The organism is Vreelandella gomseomensis, assembly GCF_031451645.1.
GTDB lineage: Bacteria > Pseudomonadota > Gammaproteobacteria > Pseudomonadales > Halomonadaceae > Vreelandella > Vreelandella gomseomensis.
On the sequence record NZ_JARWAI010000014.1, the window covers coordinates 40,297 to 64,761 of the forward strand.

A 24,465-nucleotide genomic window follows, 5' to 3' on the forward strand; every position below is an offset into this window, starting at 1 on the left:
ACGGGTGAGATCTCGTGTCAACAACCGTTTATCGACCACCTTCTGTTAAGATACAGCGCATTTGTTATCTGCAGGAGAAACCCATGCTCGGCTGGTTCCCCGGACATATGAACAAGGCCCGCCGCCAGATTCAGGAGGCGCTGCCGGAAATCGACGTGGTCATCGAAGTGCTCGATGCGCGCCTGCCGTATTCGAGCGCCAACCCCATGCTGGCCGAGCTGACCCGCCACAAGCCGGTGCTCAAGATTCTCTCCCGGGCGGATCTGGCCGACCCGGATCGCACCAATGAGTGGGTGGCGTTTTTCGACGCCCAGGACGACATGCGCGCGCTGGCGGTGACCACCACCAATCTCCGCGAACTCAAGAAAATCCCCAAGCTGTGCCACGAACTGGCCGGCGCGGTACGCGCCGACCGGGACGTTCGCGTGATGGTCATGGGCATTCCCAACGTGGGCAAGTCGACGCTGATCAACGGCCTGGCCGGGCGCAAGATTGCCAAGACAGGCAATGAGCCGGCAGTGACCAAGCGCCAGCAAAAAGTGCGCATCGACGGTCGCGTGGCGCTGGTCGATACCCCCGGGGTGCTGTGGCCCAAGATCGAAGACCAGGCCAGCGCCTATCGGCTGGCCGCCAGCGGGGCGATCCGTGATACCGCCATCGAGTACACCGACGTGGCCATCGTCACCAGCGCCGAACTGGCCAAGCGCTATCCGGACGCACTGACCGCCCGCTACAAGCTCAAAGCGCTGCCCGCTTACGCGCCGCCCAGCGCCGATGAGGTCGACGCCGACGGCCCACAAAGGCCTGATTTCCTGGCGCTTGCCGGTTTTGACGGCCACGCGATCCTCAAGGAAATCGCCGGCAAGCGCGGCGGCCTGCGCCCCGGCGGCGAAGTCGACCTGCACCGCGGTGCGGAGGTCTTGCTGCACGAACTGCGCGACGGCAAGCTAGGCAGGCTGACGCTGGAAACCCCCGACGATATTCCGCCGCCGCCTGCACGCGACGACGAAGACAGCGCCTCGCATTCCGACGCATAATGACGCATCGACCGGCAATGCCGCCCGGCCACTGGACTCTTTTTGGAAATAACGGCTCATGGACACCCCGCAATCACAAGAACCGCCCACGCTCAAGAAATCGCACAAGCTGAGTAACGTCTGTTACGACATTCGCGGCCCGGTACTCGACCACGCCAAACGTCTGGAAGAGGAAGGCCAGCGGATTCTCAAGCTCAACATCGGCAACCCCGCGCCGTTTGGCTTTGAGGCCCCCGAGGAGATTCTCCAGGACGTGATGCGCAATCTGCCCACCGCCCAGGGCTATTGCGATTCCAAAGGCCTTTACTCGGCGCGCAAGGCAATCATGCAGGAATGCCAGCGCAAGGAGATACCCGGCGTCGGCATCGAGGACATCTACATCGGCAACGGCGTGTCGGAGCTGATCGTGATGGCCATGCAGGCGCTGCTCAACGACGGCGATGAAGTGCTGATCCCGGCGCCCGATTACCCGCTGTGGACCGCCGCCGCCCACCTGTCCGGCGGCCACGGGGTACATTATCTGTGCGATGAGCAGGCCGACTGGGCGCCGGACATGGACGATATCCGCGCCAAGGTCACCAGCCGCACCCGGGCTATCGTGCTGATCAACCCCAACAACCCCACCGGCGCGGTGTATCCGCCCGAGGTGGTGCGCGAAGCGCTGGCCATCGCCAAGCAGCACAACCTGGTGGTGTTCTCCGACGAGATCTACGACAAGATTCTCTACGACGGCGTCGAGCACACCGCCACCGGCGCGCTGGCCGACGACGACCAGCTGGTCATCACCATGAACGGGCTGTCGAAAAGCTACCGCTGCGCCGGGTTCCGCTCGGGCTGGATGACCATTTCAGGCACCCTGGCCAAGCTCCACGCCCACGATTTCATTCAGGGGCTGACCATGCTGGCCTCGATGCGCCTGTGCGCCAACGTGCCCGCCCAGCACGCCATTCAGACGGCGCTCGGCGGCTATCAGTCGATCAACGACCTGATCCTGCCCGGCGGTCGCCTGCTGGCGCAGCGCGACATCACCGTGGAGAAGCTCAACGCCATTCCCGGGGTTTCCTGCGTGACGCCCAAGGGGGCGCTGTATGCGTTCCCGCGTCTCGACCCCAAGGTGTTCAACATCAAGGATGACCAGCAGCTGGTGCTCGATCTGCTGCTCCAGGAAAAAATCCTGCTGGTTCAGGGCACGGCGTTCAACTGGCCCGACCCCGACCACGTACGCATCGTCACCCTGCCCTGGGCCGATCAACTGGGTGATGCGCTGGATCGCTTCGCGAATTTTCTGGCGCGCTACCGGCAGTAATCCCGGCTCGCCGATAAACCGTCGCCACGTCCACTTGAAACCTGAACGTGGCGGACGTATCTAAACAAACCAGTACGACACAACAGCGACTGGCCTACTCAACGCAGTCAAACACCAGACGGTTACACCCAAGGGAGAATCCGCCACATGATGCGCATATTGCTGTTTTTAGGCACCAACATTGCGGTGTTGTTGGTTGCCAGCCTGACGCTACGATTGCTCGGAGTCGAGAGCTATCTCAACGCCCAAGGCATCAACTTCACCAGCCTGCTGATCTTCTGCTTTATCTTCGGCATGGCCGGGTCAATGATCTCGCTGTTCATCTCGAAGTGGATGGCTAAACGCAGTACCGGCACGGTGATCATCGAAAAGCCGTCCAACTCCACCGAGCAGTGGCTGCTCGACACCGTGGCCGAGCTTGCCCAGGAAGCCGGCATCAAGACGCCGGAAGTGGGTATCTTTCCCGCCCAGCAGTCCAACGCCTTCGCCACGGGCTGGAACAAGGACGACGCCCTGGTCGCGGTATCCGCCGGCCTGTTGAATCGCATGCGCCCCGAGGAAGTACGCGCCGTGCTGGCCCACGAAATCGGCCACGTAGCCAACGGCGACATGGTCACCCTGGCGCTGATCCAGGGCGTGGTGAACACCTTCGTGATGTTCTTTGCCCGCGTCGTCGCCCACCTGATCGACGGCTTCCTGAAGAGCCGCAGCGATGGTGAAGGCGGCCTCGGCTTCATGGGCTACTTTGCCGTAGTCATGGTGGCCGAGATTATCTTTGGCATCGCGGCGTCGGCCATTGTCGCCTGGTTCTCGCGCTTTCGCGAATACCGCGCCGACGAAGCGGGCGCACGGCTTGCCGGCACCGGCGCCATGGTCAACGCCCTGGCACGCCTGAAGGCCGAAACCGAAATGCCCGATCAGATGCCTGATACGCTACGCGCCATGGCCATCACCAAGGGCCAGACACGCTCGCTGGTCGAGCAGCTGTTTGCCAGCCACCCGCCGCTGGACGACCGCATACGCGCGCTGAAAGAAGCCGCCTATCGCCAATGATGGTTTATAGCTCATGATGCACAGAGGCCCGCTTGGTAGCGGGCCTCGTTGTTTTCAGCCTTTGTGCAGGTGCCTGAGAGACGGGATCAGGATCATGGCAAGCGGCTAACCTGAAATCCCGCCGCGTTGAGCGGCGCATAAAGCGACGTTGCATCACCGGCCAATTGGACATCGAGCGTCGCGAACTCACGGCGCAGCGGATAATCTGCGCGGCAGCGGTCAAACCCTCGCGCCATGCCCAACCGCAACACCTCACGCTGCAGGCTGTCGTGATCCCGGCGTGTATCGTAGACCGCCCGGGCGCAAAGCCTGAGCGCCTCATCCACCGGCAGCGCCTGCTCAAGCCTGAGGCTTGCCAGGGCCGGCGGCGGGCGCAAATCGCTAAACGCCAGACTGCTCGACGCGCCCAGATGGCGTGCCAGGGCCTGATGGATCATCCAACTGCCACGCAATTTGCCATCCAAGCTGTAGCCCGCGATATGCGGCGTTGCCAGCGCCGCCAGGTCGCGCAGACTGGGATCAATCGCCGGCTCCTGCTCCCAGACGTCCAGCACGGCAGTGATATCCCCCTTGCCCGACAGCCGGCTGCGTAACGCCAGGCCGTCGACACAATCACCGCGCCCGGCATTGAGCAGGACACACCCCGACGCCAGCTCGTCGACCCGCTGGGCATCCAGCAAATGCCGGGTGGCGTGGGGGCCTGACGTCACCAGCGGAGTATGCAGGCACAGCACGTCGCAGCGGGCAATGAACTCATCCAGCGCCAAGAATCCCTCGGCGCCCTCACGCTCGGCCCTGGGTGGGTCGCAAGCCAGCACCGTCAGGCCAAGGCCGGTCAAACGCGCCAGCAGCCGGCTGCCCACGTTCCCAACGCCCACGATACCCACGGTACGCTCGGCGAGTGACCAACCCTCGCGCTCGGCAAGCGTCAGCAGGCTACTCAAGACATAATCCACCACGGCCTCGGCGTTGCAGCCCGGCGCACTGGCAAAACCGATGCCCTGCTCGGCCAGAAACGCCTGGTCGACGTGGTCAGTGCCGATGGTGCAGGTGCCGACAAACCCCACTTGACTGCCGGCGAGCAGCGCCCGGTCGACCTGGGTGATCGAGCGCACGATCAAGGCATCGGCGTCCGCCACATCGGCGGCGCTTATCTCACGCCCGGCCATCCGGGTCAGCGTGCCAAAGGCCCCAAAGCACGCCTCGGCGGCGGGGATATTCGCGTCGACAACAAGTTTCATAGGCGTTTGCTTATCCGAGCTTTACAATGTGCCCGCAACGGCTTGTGGTGCAGGCAGGTTCAAGAGGTAGTTAAGGAGAATGTTTTGATCGTACGCTGGGAAACCGACCATGACTACGTGCTGGTGCACATTCACCAGGACATGCTGGGCGACTGGATTTTCAGCCGCGCCTGGGGGCAGATCGGCACCCAGTTTGGCGGTCTGAAACATCAGCTGGCCGACACCCTGGCCCAGGCCCACATGTGGCTGGAAGACGAAGCCACCATCCAGGCGTCGCGAGGCTTTCGCAAGGTGCTGGACGTGGCCGACCACACCCCGGAAGGCCAGGAGGCCATGCGCCAGCTATCACTGCTTGACGCTTTCTGATGCCGATTACCCAACCCATCACCCCAGAAAACGCCGCCCGCGACGCTGATGCACCCCCTTCGGCGGCGAGACAGTGCCAGCTTCGGTAAGCGCTTCCAGAGCCGCCTCATCCAGCCAGCCCCGCGCCCGCAGCCAGTCGCTCAGATGAACGAGCTCGATGCTGCCGGCAAGCTCTCGTCCCGCCTCGTCTGCCAGCACGGGAATGTGCTCGCCGTAGCGCGCCAGCAGCGTTTCATCCTCGCTCACTTCGACCCGCTGCCAGGCAACCGGCCTTAAGGTCAACGCCGCCACTCGCGCCTCGAGTTCGGCGCATAGATGGCAGCCTTCGGTGGTATAAAGCGTTAACCGAATCATCTCGCCGCTACCCGTCAAAACACGTTATTCGCGGTGACGCAGCAGGAACACGTGGTGAGCGTTGCTGCGCCGCTGGAAATCCGGATCAAAGGTGCGCGCGGTAATCTCCTCCACCGCAAACTGCTCGCTCAGCGACGCATCCAGCGTGAAGCGCCGCTGGTTGTTGGAAAACACCAGGGTGCCGCCGGGCGCCAGGCGCGCCATGGCCAGTTCCACGAGACGCGGATGGTCACGCTGCACGTCAAGGGTATCGCGCATCTTCTTGGAATTGGAAAATGTCGGCGGATCCATGAAGATCAGGTCGAACTCGGCGTTGGCGGTTTCCAGCCAGCGGAAGCAGTCGTCGCGCACCACCCGATGCAGCCGCGGATCCAGCTTGTTGAGGGCGAAATTATCCCGCGCCCAGTCCAGATAGGTATTGGACATATCCACGCTGACACTGTCGCTGGCACCCCCCAGGGCGGCCTGAACGGTGGCGGTGGCGGTATAGCAGAACAGGTTCAAAAAGCGCTTGCCGTCGGCCATCTCACCCAGCATGCGCCGCACGGGGCGATGATCGAGGAACAGTCCGGTATCCAGGTAATCGCGCAGGTTGACCCACACCCGGGCAGCGCCCTCCTGTACCTCGAAGCGCTCGCCGCTGGCCTCGCGCTTCTGATACTGGGCGCTGCCGGCTTGCCGTTCGCGGCGCTTGACGTGAATCTTGCCGGGGTCGACGCCCAGCGCGTCGGGCATGACTTCCAGCGCATCGAACAGACGCTTCTGCGCCTGGGCGGGGTCCACCGAACGCGGCGCGGCGTATTCCTGCACGTGCACCCGATCCGCGTACCGGTCGACCGCCAGGGCGTATTCCGGCATATCGGCATCGTACAGCCGGTAGCAGCTTTCACCGCTTTGCTTCAGCCACTTTTTCAGCCGCTTCTGGTTTTTGGCCAGCCGGTTGGCAAACATCTGCGCGTTGTCTGATACCTTGGGCGCGGTGCTTGCTTCAGTGCCGGAGGACTCAGCATCGCCCGTATCCTGAGCGGTATGGGGGTCAATGGCCATCAGCAACAGCTTGGCGTCCAGCGCGCCGTTTTTCAGCGCGTACTGCTTGTGGGCACGCAGACCGAGGCGGTGACCGAGGTCCGGATTGCCGGTAAACACCGCAAGCGTCCACCCGGGGAACAGCGCCTTGGCCTTGTCACCCAGCTGCGCGTAGAGCTGCACCAGCTCGGGCAACTCGCCCAGGCGTTCGCCGTAGGGCGGGTTGGTGATCAACAGTCCCTGTTCGGCGGTCAGCTCGGCAGGCCGCGTCAGCTGTGAAAGCCGTTGGCCGTGGAGATGTATCAGCGCCGGAATACCGGCGCGCATGGCGTTGGCCTTGGCGGCCGACAGCGCCGCCGGGCTTTCATCGAAACCGGCGAGATAGGTCTTGCAGCGCTTGCGGCCAATCGATGCCCGGGCGTCGGCCTCGCGTTTGAGCTCGTGCCAAATCGCTTCGTCGTGGCCTGCCCAGCCGTGGAAACCAAAACGCTCGCGGTGCAGGTTAGGCGCCTGGTCGGCGGCCATCAGACCGGCCTCGATCAGCAGCGTTCCCGCGCCGCACAGCGGGTCGATCAGCGGCTCGCCGGCCTTGGCGCGCTCGGGCCAGCCGGCGCGCACCAGCAGAGCTGCGGCCAGGTTTTCCTTCAGCGGTGCGTGACCCACGTCGCGCCGGTAGCCTCGGCGGTGCAGGCTTTCCCCCGAGAGGTCGATACCCAGCGTCGCGTTGGCCCGGTGCAGGTGGGCATAAAGGCGCAGGTGCGGAGCTTTGGTATCGATCGTGGGGCGTTCCTGGCCGGCCAGCTGTAAAGCGTCCACCACGCCGTCCTTGACGGTCTGGGCGCCAAAGCGGGTGTGGCGGATATGCTCGCTGCGGCCGTGAAAGTCCACCGCCAGGGTCTTGCCCGGGGCTATTTGCCGGGTCCAGTCCAGCCGTGCGACCACATCGCGCAGCTGCTCGGGGGTCTCGATCATCGGCTCACGCGCAAGGATCAGGACAATGCGGTTGGCAAGCCGCGACCACAGACAGACACGGTAGGCGACGGACTGATCCGCAGTGAAATAGACGCCTGCCACGGTAGTTTTACCGGGGGTGGCGCCCAGCGCTGCCAGTTCGTCGGCAAGCAGGCTCTCGATGCCCTTGGGGCAGGTCGCCAGCAGGTTGAGGGGGGCGGTTGGGCTCGGCTCGGTCATCATGATGGCTGCGCGTAAGCGCGCGTATTTCCTGTATATGGCAAATGAGTTTACGTCTTATGACAATTTGATGGTCGACAAGTGACCCCATCATGGTCTATCAATAAAAGAGTAGCTACTGAAAACGCATGCGTTGCCTGTCAGGGTCTCAACGACCTATGGCGTTTACGAACCAGCCGTACGGTGGGTTCAGCACGTGAGTGCTAGACCATTTTACCGGATCGGCAGTTCACTCTTGAGGTCAGCTCTCGAAATAGTGGCGGCGAGGCATAGGGGCGGTTGGCCCTGTATCACGTCCCCCGTTATTTCATCTACAAGGCTTTCATGAAAAGAGGTTAGCCAATGAAACGACAAAAACGTGATCGCTTCCAGCGGGCTTATGTTCACGGCTACAAAGCGGGCATTACGGGTCGCTCCCGTGATGATTGTCCCAGTCAAGAGGTCAATTTACGCGAATACTGGATGAGCGGTTGGCGTGAAGGTCGCGGCGACCAGTGGGATGGCATGACCGGCGTGTCCGGCATCCACAAAAACCCCACGGTAATGACTTAACCTTTACCTCTAACGAATGCAGCGTAAGCCCGCTCAAGCCAGCGGGCTTTTTATTGCGCCTTCAACGCCTGGGCACACTCGCTGACCAGCTTGGGCCCACGGTAGATCAGCCCGGAATAGAGCTGCACCAGATCTGCGCCGGCCACGCGCTTTGCAATGGCCGCCTCGCCGCTATCTATTCCGCCCACGCCAACGATCGGCAGCGCAGGCAGCTGCTCGCGTAGCAAACGAATCACCCGGTTCGACGCCTCAAATACCGGCTTGCCGGAAAGCCCTCCGGCTTCTTCCGCCTGCGGATCGCCCTGCACGCCGTCGCGCGACACCGTGGTATTGGTGGCAATGACCCCGTCGAAGCCGTTGCGCTCGATGCTGCCCGCCACCAGCGCTACTTCCTCGTCGGTCATGTCCGGGGCGATTTTTACCAGCAGCGGCACTCGGCGGCCGGTGTGCTCATCAAGGGTCAGGCTACGCGCCCGGATGGGCCCTAACAGGCCATCCAACTGGGCGCCGAACTGCAGCGTGCGCAGCCCCGGCGTATTGGGCGAGGAGATATTCACGGTCACATAGTCGGCGACCCCGTGAACCGCCTCCAGGCAGGCCAGATAGTCGTCAAGCGCCGCGTCTACCGAGGTGGTCAGGTTCTTGCCGATGTTGATGCCCACTACGCCGTCATAGTGACGTTTTTTCACCTGCGCGACCAGATGCGCAACGCCACGGTTGTTGAACCCGAAGCGGTTGATGATCGCCTCGTGCGCCGCCAGCCGAAACATGCGCGGCTTGGGGTTGCCCGGCTGGGCCACCGGCGTCACCGTGCCGACCTCGATAAAACCGAAACCAAGCTCGCCCAGCGCATCCAGGTGATCGGCGTTTTTATCCAGCCCCGCTGCCAGGCCGACGCGGTTGGCAAAGCGCAGCCCCATCAGCTCGACCGGATCATCCACCGGCGCCCCCACCAGCCGCTTGACGCTCCTCACTCGATGCAGCGAATCCAGAGTGCCCAGCGCAATACCGTGAGCGGTTTCAGGGTCGAGGCGAAATAACAGCGAGCGAGCAAGGGCGTACATGGCAAGTCTCTTGAAGCGGGCGGCATTAAAGCGGGCATTATTGTAACGTAAAAAAGCGCGCCCTGGTGGAGAACCAGAGCGCGCTGTGTCGTGGCGTCAACGGCGACTAGCTTTCGCTGTCGCTTTCTGCCAGGTCGACCAGCTCACGGATGGCCACGGCGAACAGCGCAAAGCCGCCTTCGCTGCCGCCGCGCACCTCGTCGATCAGGCGACACCAGCGGCGATGCAGATCCGCATGCTGTTCCAGCCACTGGGCAACCCGTTCCTGGGTATCGCGGCTGCCCGCTTCCAGCTTGAGGACGCTGGTGGTCAGCGCCAGCTGCTGGCGGTCGATGTCGTCACGGAAGGTCTCCCGCGCCTGGGCCTGCCAGGCGTCGCGCACCTCGAGCTGGGTGACCTGCTGGATCATCCAGGGCAGCTCGAGCCGGCTGCCGATCTCGTAGAACACCTCGGCCACCCGCTGGGGTTTCTCGTTGGTGGACCGCGCCGCCTGGATGATCCCCAGACCGGCATACAGGCTGGGAGCCGCAGCGACCGTCGACGCCAGGTGATCCGGCACCCCGGCCTGCTGCAGCTCTTCAAAGCGCTGCTGCCAGGCGGCCAGCTCTTCCCCACTGAGCAGCTCGTCGATGCCTTCCTGCAGCTGCGACAGGCGGGGGCGGAAGTAATCGATAGTGTCCTGGGTCGACAGCCCCATGTGCTGACGCAGGAACCAGCGTGTCGCCCGGCGGATCATGCGCATCAGATCGAGCATCATCGCGTACTGCACGCGGTTGGGCACCTGGTTATCCAGCGCTTCCAGCTCGCTCCACAGCGCGGGGAGATTGAAGCTGTCCCGGGCGACCACGTAAGCGCGGGCGATATCCGCCCGTCCGGCCCCGGTGGAATCCATCAGTCGGCGCACGAAGACGACGCCCATGTGATCGACCAGATCGTTGGCTACCTGGGTGGCGACGATTTCGCGCTTCAGGCGGTGATCGTACATTTCCGGCTGGTAGCGCTCGGTCAGCACCGCCGGGAACAGCCGTTCGAGATGGCGGTGGATATAGGGGTCGTCGGGCACCTCGGAGGCAATCAGATCGCCCTTGAGAGTGCTCTTGGCGTAAGAGATCAACACCGAGAGCTCCGGCAGACGCATGCCCTGCTGCTGGCTACCGCGCTCCTTGAGCACGTCGTCGGTGGGCAGGAACTCAAGCTCACGATCGATCTGCCCCGCCGACTCCAGCTCGCTGATGAAGCGCCGGTAAGGCCCCATGCCCTGCTGGGACAGAATGGCCGAGAGATCCAGCGCCTGGGTCTGGCGGTAGTTGTCCAGAATCACCAGATCGGCTACCTCGTCGGTCATCTCGGCAAGCAGCTGGTTGCGCTGCTTGTCGGTCATGTCGCCGCGCTTGACCACTTCATCGATCAGGATCTTGATGTTGACCTCGTGGTCGGAGCAGTTGACGCCCCCGGCATTGTCGATAAAGTCGGTGTAAACCCGCACGCCCTTGGCGGCGGCTTCCATCCGGCCCCGCTGGGTCAGCCCCAGGTTACCGCCCTCACCGACCACGCGACAGTTGAGGTCATTACCGTTGATGCGCAGCGCGTCGTTGGCCTTGTCGCCGACGTCTGCATCGGTCTCTTCGGAGCCTTTCACGTAGGTACCGATCCCGCCGTTCCAGATCAGATCGACCTTGGAGACGAGCATCGCGCGGATCAGTTCGTTGGGCGACAGCCGGGGTTCGTCAATGCCAAAAGTAGCCCGCATTTCAGGGGTAATGGCAATCGACTTGGCGCTGCGGCTGAAGATACCGCCGCCCTGGGAAATCAGCGACTGGTCGTAATCCTCCCAGCTGGAGCGCGGCAGGTCGAACAGCCGCTGGCGTTCGGCAAAGGTCGCCGCGGCATCCGGGTTGGGGTCGACGAAGATATGCAGGTGGTTGAAGGCGCCCACCAGCTGGATCTTGTCCGACAGTAGCATGCCGTTGCCGAACACGTCGCCGGCCATGTCGCCGACACCGATGACGCTGAACTCGTCGCGTTGGGTATCCAGATCCAGGTTCTTGAAGTGGCGTTTCACCGATTCCCAGGCCCCGCGGGCGGTAATCCCCATCTTCTTGTGGTCGTAGCCGTTGGCGCCGCCGGAAGCAAAGGCATCACCCAGCCAGTGGCCGTACTCCAGCGAAATCTCGTTGGCGATATCCGAGAAGGTGGCCGTGCCCTTGTCGGCGGCGACCACCAGGTAGGCGTCGTCGTCGTCGTGGCGCACCACGCGTTCGGGCGGTACGACATCTCCCGCCACCAGGTTGTCGGTCACGTCCAGCAGCGCGCGAATGAACAGCTGATAGCAGGCGATGCCCTCTTTCTGCTGGGTTTCACGGTCGGCGTTTTCCGGCATGCGCTTGCAGACGAACCCGCCCTTGGCGCCCACCGGCACGATCACCGCGTTCTTGACCTGCTGCGCCTTGACCAGGCCGAGCACTTCGGTACGGAAATCTTCAAAACGATCGGACCAGCGCAGCCCCCCGCGCGCCACCTTGCCGCCGCGCAAGTGGACACCCTCGACCCGTGGCGAGCAGACGAAAATCTCGAACGCCGGGCGCGGCTTGGGCATGCCGGTGACCTTGGAGGGCTCGAGCTTGTAGGCGATGTAGTCCCTTGGGCGCCCATCGTCGTTCTGCTGGTAGTAGTTGGTGCGCAGCGTCGCCTGAATCAGTTCCATGAAGCGACGCAGCAGCTGATCATCGTTGAGGCTGGCGACGGCTTCCAGGTGTTCGTGAATGCGCGCCACGCAGTCGCTGGCATCGTGGGCGTCCAGGTCGGGGTCGAAACGCTGCTGGAAAAGCTCGACCAGGGCCTGAGTGATCGCCGGATAGTTGGCCAGCGTCGTGGCGATGTAGTGCTGGGACATGCCGAAACGGATCTGCTTCAGGTAGCGGGCATAGCCGCGCAGCATGGCAACTTCCCGCCAGTCCAGGCCGGCGCCGATGATCAGGCGGTTGAAGGCATCGTTATCGGCTTCACCGGCCCAGATGCGCTTGAACGCTTCGCTGAAGGTTTCGCGCATGTCCGACAGGCTGACCTCGGCGCCACTGTGCTCCAGCTCGAAATCATGAATCCAGTAGCGCTGCTGGGGCCCGTTGATATCGTAAGGGCGCTCGCCGATGACCCTCAGGCCGAGGTTTTCCATCATCGGTAGCACGTCGGAGAGTGGAATCTGCGTGTCCCGGTGGAACAGCTTCAGGTTGACCCCACCGCCCTGCTCTTCCAGCGGTCGATAAAGCGACAGTGAAAGATTGTCGCCACTGTCCAGCATCAGCAGGTGCTGGATATCGAACACCGCCGTTCGCGCGGAAAAGTCCTCGCGGTAGCTGGCAGAAAACGCTTCGCTGAACTGTTCCATCAAGAGGTTGGCGCGCTCTTCGCCGAACCCTTCGATCATCGCGGCCTGCAGGTCGTCGCGCCAGCTGCGTGCCAGCCGGGCGACCTTGCTTTCCAGGCGCTTGAGGTCGTACTCGCTGGGGGCGTCGCCGTTGAAGCGCAGAATCAGCTGGATTCGCGCCAGCACCGACTCCGACAGGTAGGTGTTGAAGTCGCCAAAGCGCGCGTCCAGCTCCTCGCACAGCATCTGCTGGATACGCTGACGCAGATCGGTGGAAAACACATCCCGGGGCACAAACACCAGGCAGGAGTAGAACTTGCCGCTGACGTCGGCACGAATGAACAGCCGAACCTGGCGACGCTCGCGGATATCGAGAATACCCAGCGCCGTGCTGGCCAGCGCCTCGGTGTTCATCTGGAAGAGATCGTCGCGGGGGTAGACCTCCAATACCTGAAGCAGCTGCTTGCCGTTATGCCCCTGGAGATTGAAGCCGGCGATGTCCATCACCGCCTTGAGCTTGCGACGCAGCAGCGGAATATTGCGCGGCGACTCGTTGTACACCGTGGCCGTGAACAGCCCGAAGAAACGCCGCTCGCCGATCACATTGCCATGGTCGTCGTAGCGGTCGACGGTAATGTAGTCCGGATAGGTGGGCCGGTGAACCCGCGAGTGATGGGCGCTTTTGGCAAATGACAGCAGCTGCGGCACCAGCACGTAGTCGTTGTCGTCGCCGATACCTTCCTCGGTGCGGATCCGTTCCTGGTAACGCGGCTGATCCAGCCGGAAGACCCCCAGCAGGCTATCGGGGTCGCGGGTCAGCTCACCGTCTTTCAGCTGGTACTCGTCGTAGCCGAGGAAGGTGAAATTATCCTTGAGCAGCCACTCAAGGAAGGCGATGGCTTCCTCGTGGTCGTCGGGATCGATCTGCGGCGGGCAGTTCTTCTCGAGTTCCTGAATGGAGCCGCGGATCTGCTCGCACATGGCATCGAAGTCGCGCACGGCGGTGCGCACGTCGCGCAGGACATCATGCAGGTTGTGCTCGATGGTCTCGAGCAGCTCGGGGTCGGTGTGGCGATCGACCTCGATCACGATCAGCGATTCACGTGCCTCGTTCGCCTTGGCGTCCCGCGGCGAGCTCATTGTCTGCAGTTGGTGGTCAGAATTCCGCCCCACCGCCAGCACGGAATTTTGAATCGCGTGCACCGTCAGGCCGCGTCGGTTCAGCTCGATGCGCACCGAGTCGACCAGAAACGGCATGTCTTCGTGCAGAACTGCCACAAAGGTGTGGGTCGACTGCCAGCCATGCTCTTCGAAATCGGGATTGAAGACCCGAATCTTGGGGCTTTCAGGGTCGTGGTTCTGCAGAAACTGCCAGATCGACAGCGTCGCCCCGTAAAGATCGTCAAGGCGGCGGTCGATGAGGTCTTCCACCGGCACCGTCGCGTAGAAGTGTCGCGCAAAGGTATCAACGGCCGCCGCGCGGGTCGGCTCCAAGCGGTCATGCAGCCGCTCCTGCAGCTGCTTGAGTAAATCCTGCCGACTTTCTTCAATCGCAACGTAATGCATCCATCACCTCTGCTGCCGGGGCCATCATCTGGCCAAAAAACGAAGGACAATAGGCCTTTAGGCCAATATGCGGTCAGCTTACGCTACCCGTTTATATTGCCCTAGCCATCTGTCGGGTTACTCATGACGCATACCACTTTTGCATCATCCCTGACGGTCAGCGCCGCCTCAGCCACACCCCACATTCACAATGGTCGGTAAACGGGAACTGGTCAAACAGCGCAAACCGCACGATGTCGTGGGTGTGCGTCAGCTGGGCCAGGTTCTCCGCCAGCGTTACCGGGTTGCATGAAATATAGACGATATGGGCGTACTCGCTGAGCTGTCGGCAACTTTGCTGATCAAGGCCGGCGCGGGGCGGATCCACCAGCACCGTTGAGAAGTCATAGGATTCAAGCCCCATCTCCGCCACACGGCGCCCGGTCTTGTCGCCCTTGAGCGCCTGGGCGAAGTCTTCGGCAGACATTCTTGCCACCCGGGCGTTGGTCACGCCGTTGGCCTCCAGATTGACGTTGGCACTGGCCACCGAGGTGCGCGAGATTTCGGTGGCCAGCACGCGGCGAAAATTCTCCGCCAGCGCAATGGTAAAGTTGCCGTTACCGCAGTAAAGCTCGACCAGGTCTTCCTGCTGGCGCCCCGCCGTGACGTCGCTTGCCCAGCCAAGCATCGCCTGGCAGATATGCGCATTGGGCTGGGTAAAGCTGTTTTCGACCTGCTGGTAGTGCAGCGTACGCCCCTCTACCTGCAACCGCTCCCAGACGTGGTCGCGAGTGAGTACCAGACGCTGCTTGCGCGAGCGCCCGATGATCATGATACCCAGTTCGGCCTCGAGGGCGCGCGCCTCGGCCTCCCAGGCATCCCCCAGCGGGCGGTGGTAGATCAGCGTGACCAGCGCTTCGCCGGAGAGCGTGGTCAGGAATTCGACCTGAAACAGCCGACGGCGCAGCTCATCGCTGGCCAGGAAGGCGGCGCGCAACGCCGGCATCAGCTGGTTGATCGACTCGCTGGCCACCGGGAACTGGTCGAGCCGGATAACCCGCTTGCGCTTGGGATCGCCCGGGGGCACCTCGAACATGGCGTAGAAAAGATCATCGCCTTCGTGCCAGATACGAAACTCGCAGCGCTGGCGGTAATGACTGGGCGGCGAGGCAAAAACCTCAAGTTTAGGCGGCTCGAAAGACGCAAAAAGACGTTCGACATAGGCACGCTTGTCGGCTAACTGTTCGCCGTAGCGGTCGGGGTCAACAACGGGGATAGCCAAGGCGGCTCCTTCTCATCTTGTTCAGGTAAAGGTGACATCATCGCATCAATGATCAATAAGCGGTGACTACATGAGGGATAACGGCTGCGCAGGCTGAAAGCCATAGCGCGCCAGGCCCGCGCTCAACGCAACGGCCGGCGCCGTGGTAAAACAGCGCCCGTCGGGCTCGCTCGACATCAGCGGCGCGGCCACCTGCGCCACCCGCCGGGCGATGGCATCACCGGAATCAACCCAGTCAAGCGGCACCGGGGCAAGCTCGGTAAGCCATGGTTTCAGCAGCGGAAAATGCGTACACCCGAGTACCACCGTATCCAGCCACGGTTGATCAGGCGACGTTCTATCAAGGATCGGCGAATCCGCCGCGCCACTTGCCTGCCCCGGTGCGGCAGCCTGCCAGAGCGGGGCCAAGGCGGCGTGCATGCGCGCCGTATCCGGCGATCGGCCCGCCAGCCAGGCTTCGGCCTCGCTGACCAGGCCGTCTGCGGCCACACGCGTGACCACACAATCGCTGGCAAAGCGGCTGATCAGTTCCTGGGTATAGGGACGGCCGACGGTGGCGCGGGTCGCCAGCAAGCCGATATGCCGGGTGCGACTGAGGGCCGCTGCCGGTTTAATCGCGGGCACGGTGCCCACCACGGGGATGCTCAGATGCCAGCGCAGATTTTCAAGCGCCAGGGTACTCGCGGTATTGCACGCCACCACCAGAACGCTGGGCCGGCAGGCCGCCACGGCGGCCAGGCAAACCGCCACAATACGCTCCGTCAGGGTGGCGTCGTCACGCAGCCCATACGGCAGCCAGGCGTTGTCACAGGCATAGCAAAAACCGGCGTGGGGAGAGTGGCGGCGAAGCGCCTCCGCCACCGACAGTCCTCCCACGCCGGAATCAAAGATCAATACCGGTCCCTGCCTCATGCTGCCACGCCGCCGCGATTACGCGTTGCCACCATCACCCCTGTCCTTTTGCCCGCTCCGCGATATTTCGGCGGGTAGTTTAACACGCACGCGGGGGCTGATAAGGCGTCTTCCCTATGGCGACGGGCGGCCCCTAGACGTTGGGCACTTCGGCGCCGCGTAGTTCGGCATACAGTTCCGGGTAGGCAAGCTGCAAACGCTCGAGGGAAGGCTGAGCGTCCGCCGGCAGCGACTGCTTGAGCGCTTCCATGTCGGCGTCGCTGAAGTGCTCGTCCATCAGCGGAAACAGCTCTTCACGCTCCTGGCGGAGGTACGCACGGTGTGCCTCCAGGTAGGCTTTCAAGTCGCTGGCAAAGGTATCCATGGGCAGCACGTTATCCATCAGAATCATGTCGACATCATTGGACAGCTGCTTCAAGCGGGGTTTCAGCTGACGATATTCCTCCGCCATCTTTTCGGTCAACGGGGTATGTTCGGGGGCCTCCTTGCGAAGGCGTTCGACGCAAATCTGCTCCAACGGCCCGGCAAAGCTGTCCATGTAGGACAGAATGTAATCCACCACCTCGCGCATCAGTTGAAAATTGGGGCGCTCGCCCTTGACCAAGGCTTTATGCTTGAGCTGCAGGACGTGCAGCATCCTGGCCATGTTGGCATGATCTAAACGCAGTTGGTTTAACATTGAGCCGTCTCCTTTATCGTCTTACGCCAAAGGTAGTCTGAGCGGACGCCCTTTACCATACACATTATCATGACAGACCCAACCGATGGGCCAATGTTCAACGGAGCTTCCATGGATCTTTTCAGCCGCACAACCCCTGCCGACGACGCCCCCCTTGCCTACCGCATGCGCCCGCGCCGGCTGGAAGACTACGTTGGCCAGCAGGCACTGGTGGGCCCGGACAAACCGCTTCGGCGAATGGCGGAGTCGGGGGTCGTGCGCTCGATGATGCTATGGGGTCCCCCTGGGGTAGGCAAAACCACGCTGGCCGAGCTGCTGGCGCACGCGTCCAATGCGCATCTGGAGCAGCTGAGTGCGGTGATGGCGGGGGTAAAGGATATTCGCGCGGTGGTCGAACGCGCCCAGCAAATGAGCTCGCCGGTCATACTCTTTTTAGATGAGATTCACCGATTGAACAAGAGCCAGCAGGATGCCCTGCTGCCCCATGTGGAGTCCGGGCTGCTGACCCTGATTGGCGCGACGACCGAAAATCCGTCGTTCGAGGTCAACTCGGCGCTGCTCTCGCGGGCGCGGGTGTACGTATTGAAACCCCTGACCCAGGACGAACTGATCAGCGTCATGCAACAGGCGCTGGACGACCAGGAGCGCGGGCTGGGCAAACGTAAGATCAAGGTGGAGGCGTCGGTGTTGACCGCCCTGGCCAAGGCCAGCGCCGGGGATGCCCGCCGAGCCCTGGGGCTGCTGGAAACCGCCTGCGACTTCACCACTCATGACGCCGGCGGCGAGCGCCTGCCCGAAAGCGTCCTTGCCGATGTCATCGGCCACCAGGCCAGCGCCTTCGACAAGCAGGGCGATGCCTACTACGACCTGCTCTCGGCGATTCACAAGTCGATCCGCTCATCACGCCCGGACGCCGCACTGCTCTACATGGCGCGCTTCATGCAGGGCGGCGGCGACCCGCTCGACGTAGTGCGCCGGCTAAGCGCCATTGCCTCGGAAGACGTGGGCAATGCCGATCCACGGGCGCTGCCGCTGGTGATGGCGGCCTGGGACGCCTATCGGCGACTCGGTGACCACGAGGGCCAGCGGGCGATCGCCCACGCGGCCATTCACCTGGCGGTAGCGCCCAAAAGCAACCGCATCGATCAGGCGTGGAACAAGGCCAGGCAGTTCGTCAGCCAGCAACCCCAGGTCGAGGTGCCGACCTACCTGCGTAACGCGCCCACCAAGCTGATGGAACAGCTCAGCCACGGCGACGGCTACCGCTACGCGCACAACGAGCCCGACGGCTATCCCGCCGGCAGCGCCCACGACTGCTGGCCGGAAGCGCTACCCAGACAGGCGTTTTACCAACCCAGCGCCTTCGGTCAGGAAAAGCGCTTCGCCGAGATCATGGCGTGGCGCGACGCCCGGGACAAAGAGGCCGACCAGGCACCGGATGCCTGATCGGCCGCATGGTCAAGCGCATCGCTCGCCGATCCAGCGGAAAGGTCGGCTAGCGGACATCTTCGCGAATGACGTCCGTGCCATCGGGGATATCGAACTCGAAACGCTCGTCATCAATATCGGCATTACGCTCGGCATTGCTGAATACAATCGACGTGCGCTGGCCGGTGCTGTCCGTCATCCACAGCTCGGTGAGCATATTGCCGTCGAAGATCATACGCAGTTGCTCGAACAACGTGTCCGCCGAAGTGGGCACCAGCGTGAAGACGTCATCGCCGTTGTCCTGCTCGTATTCCACCTCGTAGCTTTCGGTCAGCTCGCTGACGCGCCCGGAAAGCAGTAGCGCCGGGGTGTGGGTGACACGTTCGTCCAGCGCCTGTACGGTCACCTGCTCCAGGTCAGGGTCGTAGAGATACACTTCATCGCCGTCCGATACCACGGTTTGCGTATAAGGCGCTTCGACTTCCCAGCGCAGCATGCCCGGGCGCGCCAGCCACATTTCACCGCGGGCATCCTGCAGCCGCTCGCCGCTAGCGTCGAGAATCTGCTGCTCAAAGGATGCCTGATAGCTCTCCAGCGGGTCGAGCCGCTCGGTGAGGCGCTCGGCGGCGTCGCTGGCCATGGCCAACGGCGCCGCGAGTGTCAATCCCAGCGCGCTGGCGGCCAGCGCTAACGATGAAGGACGTCGAGTTTGCGTATCGCGCATGCGATCTCCCTAGGCAACCTTGCCAAATGAACGTAACGAAGAAACATATCGTGTAATGGGTCGGCATAACCGTCCGTGTGGCTATTGAGACGCGCAAACCGCCGCCTGGTTTCACAGGCGACGCTATTTTCACGCTTGTTGCACGATTGTTTACTGACCGGCCGGGGGCGGTGCCAGCACTTCGCGGGCGCCGTTGGTGCCCATATTGGACACCACGCCGGCGCCTTCCATGGCTTCCACCAGGCGCGCGGCGCGGTTATAGCCGATTTTGAAGCGTCGCTGAACGGCGGAAATCGACGCCTTGCGGGTTTGGGTGACGAACTGCACCGCCTCGTCGTAGAGCGCATCCTGCTCGGCGTCGTCGCTGTCGCCGCCCTCGGCCTCAAGGCCGGCCAGGGCGTCGGCAGTCACGCCGCCGGACAGGATCTCTTCGATATACTCCGGCTCGCCGCGCCGCTTCCAGTCATCCACCACGCGGTGCACTTCATCGTCGTCGACAAAGGCGCCGTGGATACGGTTGGGCGGCCCCGACCCGGCAGGTAGATACAGCATATCGCCGTGACCGAGCAGGCTTTCCGCGCCGCCCTGATCGAGAATCGTCCGCGAATCGATGCGCGACGACACCTGGAAGGCCATCCGCGACGGAATGTTGGCCTTGATCAAGCCGGTCACCACGTCCACCGACGGGCGCTGGGTGGCAAGAATCAGGTGTATTCCCGCCGCGCGGGCCTTCTGGGCCAGGCGCGCAATGAGCTCCTCGACCTTCTTGCCCACGATCATGAACATGTCGGCAAATTCGTCGATCACCACCACGATGTAGGGCAGCTTCTCGAGTATCGGCGGTGTCTGGTGCATTTCCCAGGGCTGCGGTTCCCATAGCGGGTCTGCCACCTGGGCGCCGGCGCGCTCGGCCTCGTCCAGGCGGGCATTAAAGCCGGCGATGTTACGCACGCCCATGGCGGCCATCAGCTTGTAGCGCCTCTCCATTTCGGCCACGCACCAGCGCAGGCTATTGGCGGCTTCCTTCATGTCGGTGACCACCGGCGCCAGCAGGTGGGGAATACCGTCGTAGACGGACAGCTCCAGCATCTTGGGGTCGACCATGATCAGCTTCAGCTCGTCCGGCGTCGCCTTGAGCAGCATCGAAATCAGCATCGCATTGACGCCCACCGACTTGCCCGAGCCGGTGGTACCGGCCACCAGCAGGTGGGGCATCTTGCCCAGGTTGGCCACCACCGGGCCGCCGCCGATATCCTGGCCAAGCGCCATGGTCAGCGGCGAGGTTTCCTGCTGGTAGCGCTCGGAATCAATCACCTCGCGCAGCCGGATCATCGCCCGGTGCGGGTTGGGAATCTCGATACCCACCGTCGGGCGGCCCGGAATCACCTCGACCACGCGCACGCTCTTGACCATCAGCGAGCGCGCCAGGTCCTTGGCGAGGTTGCTGATCTTGGACACCTTGACGCCGGCGGCCGGCTTGATTTCAAAGCGCGTGATGACCGGCCCCGGCCAGGTATCGACCACTTCCGCTTTTACCCCGTATTCGCGCAGCCGCACTTCAAGTAGCTCGGCCATGTCCGCCAGCTGCTCGTCGGAGTAATTGGGCTGATGGGGCTCCGCCGGCGTCAGCAGGCGCAGGCTGGGCACGTCACCTTCGGGGTCGGGAATATCATCGTACGCCGGGCGCTGATTCTGCAGGTGCTCCACCGTCCACAGCGTCGGGCCGTCATCGCTGCCGACTTCCTCGACGGCCTCCGGGCGGAAGGCAGGCTCATGGCGCGCCGGCGACACGGCCTCGGGCTCGTCGTCGTCATCGTCCCACACCGGCTCGGGCACGACTTCGGGCACCCGGGTCCTCGGTCGTTCAGCGTTCAACGGCGGCGCGACGGCTTCATCGTCGTCGGTATCATCGTCGGCAGTGGATAACGGCGTCGCCGATGCGGCATCCGGCGCTTCTACCCCTTCTTCCTCGTGGCGACGCGAGGCGCGCAGCGGCAGCGCTTCGCTGGGCTCAGGCGCCTCATCGGTCGCCGGTGGAGCCGCAAAGGGCGAGGTGGGCGTCGGCTCAGTGGCGTTATCCTGGGGCGTCGAAGGCGCTTCCACCTCGGGTTCGGTGGCGGGCGACGGGGACGGCGCCTCCGCAGCCGAGGGCTCGGCTTGCTCGGCGGGTGGTGTAACCTCGTGCTCTTCGGGCTCGGGCTTAAGCGATGACGGCGTCGCGGCGAAGGCGTTGGCCGAAGGCGCTTGCCCGGTGGCCGACCAGGGAATCGAGGTATCCGTGGCGTCAACCTGCTGAGCGGGCGCGTCGACCGCCTTGGCATCGCCCGCCTGGTCATCGGCCGAGGGACTGCTCAAGCCGGGCTCGCGGCGCCTGGGCTTGGCGCTGGGTTCTGGCTTATCGGCAGGCTCACTTGCCGACTTGTTGGCCGGGGCAGCTTCCTCGGCCACGGCCGAACGCCGCGACGGTGCTGGCGTCGGGCGCGCGGCGGCACGCTGCCTGACCCGTTCGCGGCGTGCCTGACGGCGCGCCGACCACCAGCCACCCAGGCGGCACAGGCGGCGGCCCACCTCGTCGGCGACCTGCAGCCAGGACATGCCGCTGAACAGCGGAAAACCGCTGAGGATAAGCGCCGCGGCGATCAACCCGACGCCGCCGCTGCTGACCAGCGGCCGCAAGGCACCCACCAGGCCTTCGCCCAGAATCCCGCCCGACGCATAGGGCAGCACGCTATCGGGGTTATAGAAATGCAGCGCGCCGAGCATGGTGGTGCCGAACATCAGCAGCATCAGGCCGCCCGCACGTACCGCCACGGCGATCGGATCCAGCTCAAAGCGCACCTGGCGGGAACGCACCAGCCACCAGGCCAGATAGCCGACCATCCCCGGCCACCAGAGCGCACTGGCGCCGAGCAGCGAATACAAAACGTCAGCCAGCCAGGCCCCTACCGGACCCATCCAGTTATCGACCGCAGTTTCCGGCCCCTGGGACGACCACCCCGGGTCCGACGGCGAATAACTGAACAGGGCCAGTAATAAGAACGTACATACCGCCAGCAGCGCCACGACCACGCCATCGCGTGCGGCGCCCTGCAGGCGTAACCCAACCCGACGCGCTTTGTCCTTGGCGGCATTGACCCGCTCTGAAGACCCACGTTGGCGCGTATTACGCTGTGTTCGCTTGTCGACCGCTTTATTCACTTTCAAGCGACTCTCCCTTTTGCACCCGATGGCGTCGTTAATCCACTTGCGAGTTTGCATCATACCGAGCATCCTGCTGCCGTCACAGGGGCTACTCGATGCGTCCTTGTTACCGTCACTGATAGCGTCGCGACTGACCGGAGCCACCCCATGCTACCCTGGCTTTCCTCGCCAATGCCTTACTTCCCTGCCGTTACCAGCGCGCTGGATTCACCAAACGGCCTGCTGGCAGCGGGCGGCGAATTGACCCCGGACTGGCTGGTGGAAGCCTACCGGCGCGGCATCTTCCCCTGGTTCAGCGACCATGACCCCATCCTGTGGTGGAGCCCTGACCCCCGCATGATACTCCTGCCCGAGCAATTCAGGCAGCGCCGAAGCTTAACAAAAAAGCTGCGCAATGCGGGGTTTGACATCTCCGTGGATCGACATTTCGAGTCGGTGATCGACGCCTGCGCCGCGCCCAGGGACGGCGAAGCGGGCACCTGGATCACCGACGACATGGTACAAGCCTACTGTGACCTGCACGCGCAGGGCATTGCCCACAGTATCGAAGTGCACCAGCACGGGCATCTGGTCGGCGGGCTTTACGGGGTCGCCATGGGCCCGGTGTTTTTTGGCGAATCGATGTTTTCCCGCGTCCCCGACGCTTCAAAAGTCGCCCTGGCTCACCTTGCTCGCGCCATGCGCGAGCAAGGCGGCAAGCTGATCGACTGCCAGATGCATACGCCGCACCTGGCAAGTCTGGGCGCAACAACAGTCGCCCGCGCGACATTCATCAGCTATCTTGAGAAGTGGTTGCCCGACGCGGCTTTCCGCGCAGCCGCCTCCCCGGCGTCAGCGCCCGGGGTGCCGACGTCTCCGTGGCTATCGGCGATCGCCTGACGCCGGCTTTTTACCGGCACCTTGTCACAGGCTGAGGTGTCACCCCTTTCGGAACCAGGAGGCAAACAGTGAGCAGCAACGCTCCCCGTCGGCTCGTACGCGATTTGCGCTTCTTCTTGACGGTGCCGCATGCCTGTAGCTATCTGCCCGATCAGGAAGCGACCACGTTATTCCTGGATCCCCAGGAGTCGCCGATTCCCGGCGTTTACGACTCGCTCTCTCTGCTCGGCTTCCGGCGCAGCGGCCGCCATCTGTATCGCCCGCACTGCGAAGGCTGCAACGCCTGTCGCTCGGTGCGCGTACCGGTGGATCGTTTCACCCCCAACCGCACCCAGCGGCGCGTCAGCCGGCGCAATGCGGATATCACCACGCGCATTATCCCGGCACGCTACGACGCCCGCCACTACGCGCTGTACGCCGACTACATCCACCACCGCCACGCCGACGGTGACATGTACCCGCCCAGCCGTGAACAGTACCGGACGTTTCTGACCCTCGACGAGCCCTACGCCCAGTTGATGGAGCTGTATCTGGACGATCAGTTGGTAGGCGTTGCCGCCTTCGACCAGCTTGAGCACGGCCTCTCGGCGATCTATACCTTCTTCAGCGTCGACGAGGCTCTGGACAAGCGTTCCCTGGGCACCCTGGCAATATTGCAGCTGATCGAACTGGCCAAGGACATGGCGCTGCCCCACCTGTACCTCGGCTACTGGATAGAGGCGTGCCGCAAGATGCAATACAAGCAGAACTTCACCCCGCTCGAGGTGCTGGACGGCCGCCAGTGGCGAGAATTAATTCGGTAATCCGCCACGCTTTTTTGCCTTGACGCCAGGCTTGCGGCACAATATAGCGCTATTCGAGACGGTGCCGATAACCGAGCACCGTATGCCCAATCGTTTTGAGCATACCCATTACGTTACATCAAGTGAGGAACTGCCTATATGGCACGCGAAGATCATATTGAAATGGAAGGCGTTATTGTCGATACCCTGCCCAACACCATGTTCCGTGTTGAGCTGGAAAACGGCCACGTCGTGACGGCCCACATCTCCGGCAAGATGCGCAAGAACTACATCCGCATCCTCACCGGCGATAAGGTCAAGGTCGAGCTGACGCCCTACGATCTTTCCAAAGGCCGCATCGTCTACCGTTCGCGCTAACGGCGCCCCGCAAGGCGTTACGGCGCCCTGCCTCCTTTCTCGCCCGTTACCGATGCCAGCATGCCAAAACGACAACGCCCCGTCGATGACAGGGCGCTGTG

Annotated in this window: 19 protein-coding genes; 9 read left to right on the top strand and 10 right to left on the bottom strand. The window is 63.1% G+C overall.

From position 1 onward, the window contains the following. Positions 1 to 83 precede the first annotated feature (83 nt). The 3 genes from ylqF (at position 84) to htpX (ending at position 3,396) form a co-directional block, all read left to right on the top strand. Positions 84 to 1,037, top strand: a complete 954-nt coding sequence (gene ylqF / locus QC815_RS16075; protein WP_230447560.1) for a ribosome biogenesis GTPase YlqF — start codon at positions 84 to 86, stop codon at positions 1,035 to 1,037. A gap of 58 nt (positions 1,038 to 1,095) precedes the next feature. Further along, complete coding sequence (locus QC815_RS16080; RefSeq protein WP_310540911.1) at positions 1,096 to 2,343, top strand: pyridoxal phosphate-dependent aminotransferase; 1,248 nt, start codon at positions 1,096 to 1,098, stop codon at positions 2,341 to 2,343. A 147-nt stretch (positions 2,344 to 2,490) separates the two neighbouring features. Continuing rightward, on the top strand, positions 2,491 to 3,396 hold the full coding sequence (gene htpX / locus QC815_RS16085; protein WP_230447558.1) for a protease HtpX: 906 nt from the start codon (positions 2,491 to 2,493) through the stop codon (positions 3,394 to 3,396). A gap of 92 nt (positions 3,397 to 3,488) precedes the next feature. On the opposite strand, the gene pdxB is transcribed toward htpX, so the two are convergent. Beyond that, positions 3,489 to 4,637, bottom strand: a complete 1,149-nt coding sequence (gene pdxB, locus QC815_RS16090) for a 4-phosphoerythronate dehydrogenase PdxB (RefSeq protein WP_310540914.1) — start codon at positions 4,635 to 4,637, stop codon at positions 3,489 to 3,491. Between the two features lie 84 nt (positions 4,638 to 4,721). On the opposite strand from pdxB, the gene QC815_RS16095 reads away from it, so the two are divergent. After that, on the top strand, positions 4,722 to 5,003 hold the full coding sequence (locus QC815_RS16095; protein WP_027335173.1) for a hypothetical protein: 282 nt from the start codon (positions 4,722 to 4,724) through the stop codon (positions 5,001 to 5,003). Positions 5,004 to 5,021: 18 nt separating this feature from the next. On the opposite strand, the gene QC815_RS16100 is transcribed toward QC815_RS16095, so the two are convergent. Beyond that, positions 5,022 to 5,357: a glutaredoxin family protein gene (locus QC815_RS16100; RefSeq protein WP_230447556.1), complete on the bottom strand. Its 336-nt coding sequence runs from the start codon at positions 5,355 to 5,357 to the stop codon at positions 5,022 to 5,024. A 24-nt stretch (positions 5,358 to 5,381) separates the two neighbouring features. Further along, positions 5,382 to 7,574, bottom strand: a complete 2,193-nt coding sequence (gene rlmKL / locus QC815_RS16105; RefSeq protein WP_310541027.1) for a bifunctional 23S rRNA (guanine(2069)-N(7))-methyltransferase RlmK/23S rRNA (guanine(2445)-N(2))-methyltransferase RlmL — start codon at positions 7,572 to 7,574, stop codon at positions 5,382 to 5,384. A 342-nt stretch (positions 7,575 to 7,916) separates the two neighbouring features. Between rlmKL and rmf the strand changes: the two genes are divergently transcribed. After that, positions 7,917 to 8,126: a ribosome modulation factor gene (rmf, locus tag QC815_RS16110; RefSeq protein WP_230447555.1), complete on the top strand. Its 210-nt coding sequence runs from the start codon at positions 7,917 to 7,919 to the stop codon at positions 8,124 to 8,126. 50 nt (positions 8,127 to 8,176) lie between these two features. Here rmf and QC815_RS16115 read toward each other — a convergent pair whose 3' ends face one another. From QC815_RS16115 to QC815_RS16135, 5 genes are all read right to left on the bottom strand, one after another. Beyond that, positions 8,177 to 9,190, bottom strand: a complete 1,014-nt coding sequence (locus QC815_RS16115) for a quinone-dependent dihydroorotate dehydrogenase (RefSeq protein WP_230447554.1) — start codon at positions 9,188 to 9,190, stop codon at positions 8,177 to 8,179. Between the two features lie 106 nt (positions 9,191 to 9,296). Continuing rightward, on the bottom strand, positions 9,297 to 14,120 hold the full coding sequence (locus QC815_RS16120) for an NAD-glutamate dehydrogenase (protein WP_230447553.1): 4,824 nt from the start codon (positions 14,118 to 14,120) through the stop codon (positions 9,297 to 9,299). Positions 14,121 to 14,277: 157 nt separating this feature from the next. Then, the gene (gene trmA / locus QC815_RS16125) at positions 14,278 to 15,381 is read right to left on the bottom strand and encodes a tRNA (uridine(54)-C5)-methyltransferase TrmA (protein ID WP_230447552.1); all 1,104 of its coding nucleotides are present in this window, start codon (positions 15,379 to 15,381) and stop codon (positions 14,278 to 14,280) included. A gap of 66 nt (positions 15,382 to 15,447) precedes the next feature. Next, the gene (locus QC815_RS16130) at positions 15,448 to 16,293 is read right to left on the bottom strand and encodes a glutamate racemase (protein WP_310540920.1); all 846 of its coding nucleotides are present in this window, start codon (positions 16,291 to 16,293) and stop codon (positions 15,448 to 15,450) included. A 133-nt stretch (positions 16,294 to 16,426) separates the two neighbouring features. Then, positions 16,427 to 16,972, bottom strand: coding sequence for a hemerythrin domain-containing protein (locus tag QC815_RS16135; RefSeq protein WP_230447550.1), 546 nt, complete (start codon positions 16,970 to 16,972; stop codon positions 16,427 to 16,429). A 111-nt stretch (positions 16,973 to 17,083) separates the two neighbouring features. Between QC815_RS16135 and QC815_RS16140 the strand changes: the two genes are divergently transcribed. Then, entirely contained in the window at positions 17,084 to 18,418 is a 1,335-nt protein-coding gene (locus QC815_RS16140; RefSeq protein ID WP_230447549.1) for a replication-associated recombination protein A, read from the top strand. Positions 18,419 to 18,467: 49 nt separating this feature from the next. On the opposite strand, the gene lolA is transcribed toward QC815_RS16140, so the two are convergent. Continuing rightward, positions 18,468 to 19,124, bottom strand: a complete 657-nt coding sequence (gene lolA, locus QC815_RS16145) for an outer membrane lipoprotein periplasmic chaperone LolA (protein WP_230447548.1) — start codon at positions 19,122 to 19,124, stop codon at positions 18,468 to 18,470. A gap of 150 nt (positions 19,125 to 19,274) precedes the next feature. Then, positions 19,275 to 22,328, bottom strand: a complete 3,054-nt coding sequence (locus QC815_RS16150; RefSeq protein WP_230447547.1) for a DNA translocase FtsK — start codon at positions 22,326 to 22,328, stop codon at positions 19,275 to 19,277. 144 nt (positions 22,329 to 22,472) lie between these two features. On the opposite strand from QC815_RS16150, the gene aat reads away from it, so the two are divergent. From aat to infA, 3 genes are all read left to right on the top strand, one after another. Beyond that, on the top strand, positions 22,473 to 23,204 hold the full coding sequence (gene aat, locus QC815_RS16155; protein ID WP_230447546.1) for a leucyl/phenylalanyl-tRNA--protein transferase: 732 nt from the start codon (positions 22,473 to 22,475) through the stop codon (positions 23,202 to 23,204). Positions 23,205 to 23,272: 68 nt separating this feature from the next. Further along, positions 23,273 to 24,007: an arginyltransferase gene (locus QC815_RS16160; RefSeq protein WP_230447545.1), complete on the top strand. Its 735-nt coding sequence runs from the start codon at positions 23,273 to 23,275 to the stop codon at positions 24,005 to 24,007. A gap of 138 nt (positions 24,008 to 24,145) precedes the next feature. Next, entirely contained in the window at positions 24,146 to 24,364 is a 219-nt protein-coding gene (gene infA, locus QC815_RS16165; RefSeq protein WP_007111068.1) for a translation initiation factor IF-1, read from the top strand. The last annotated feature ends 101 nt before the right edge of the window (positions 24,365 to 24,465 follow it).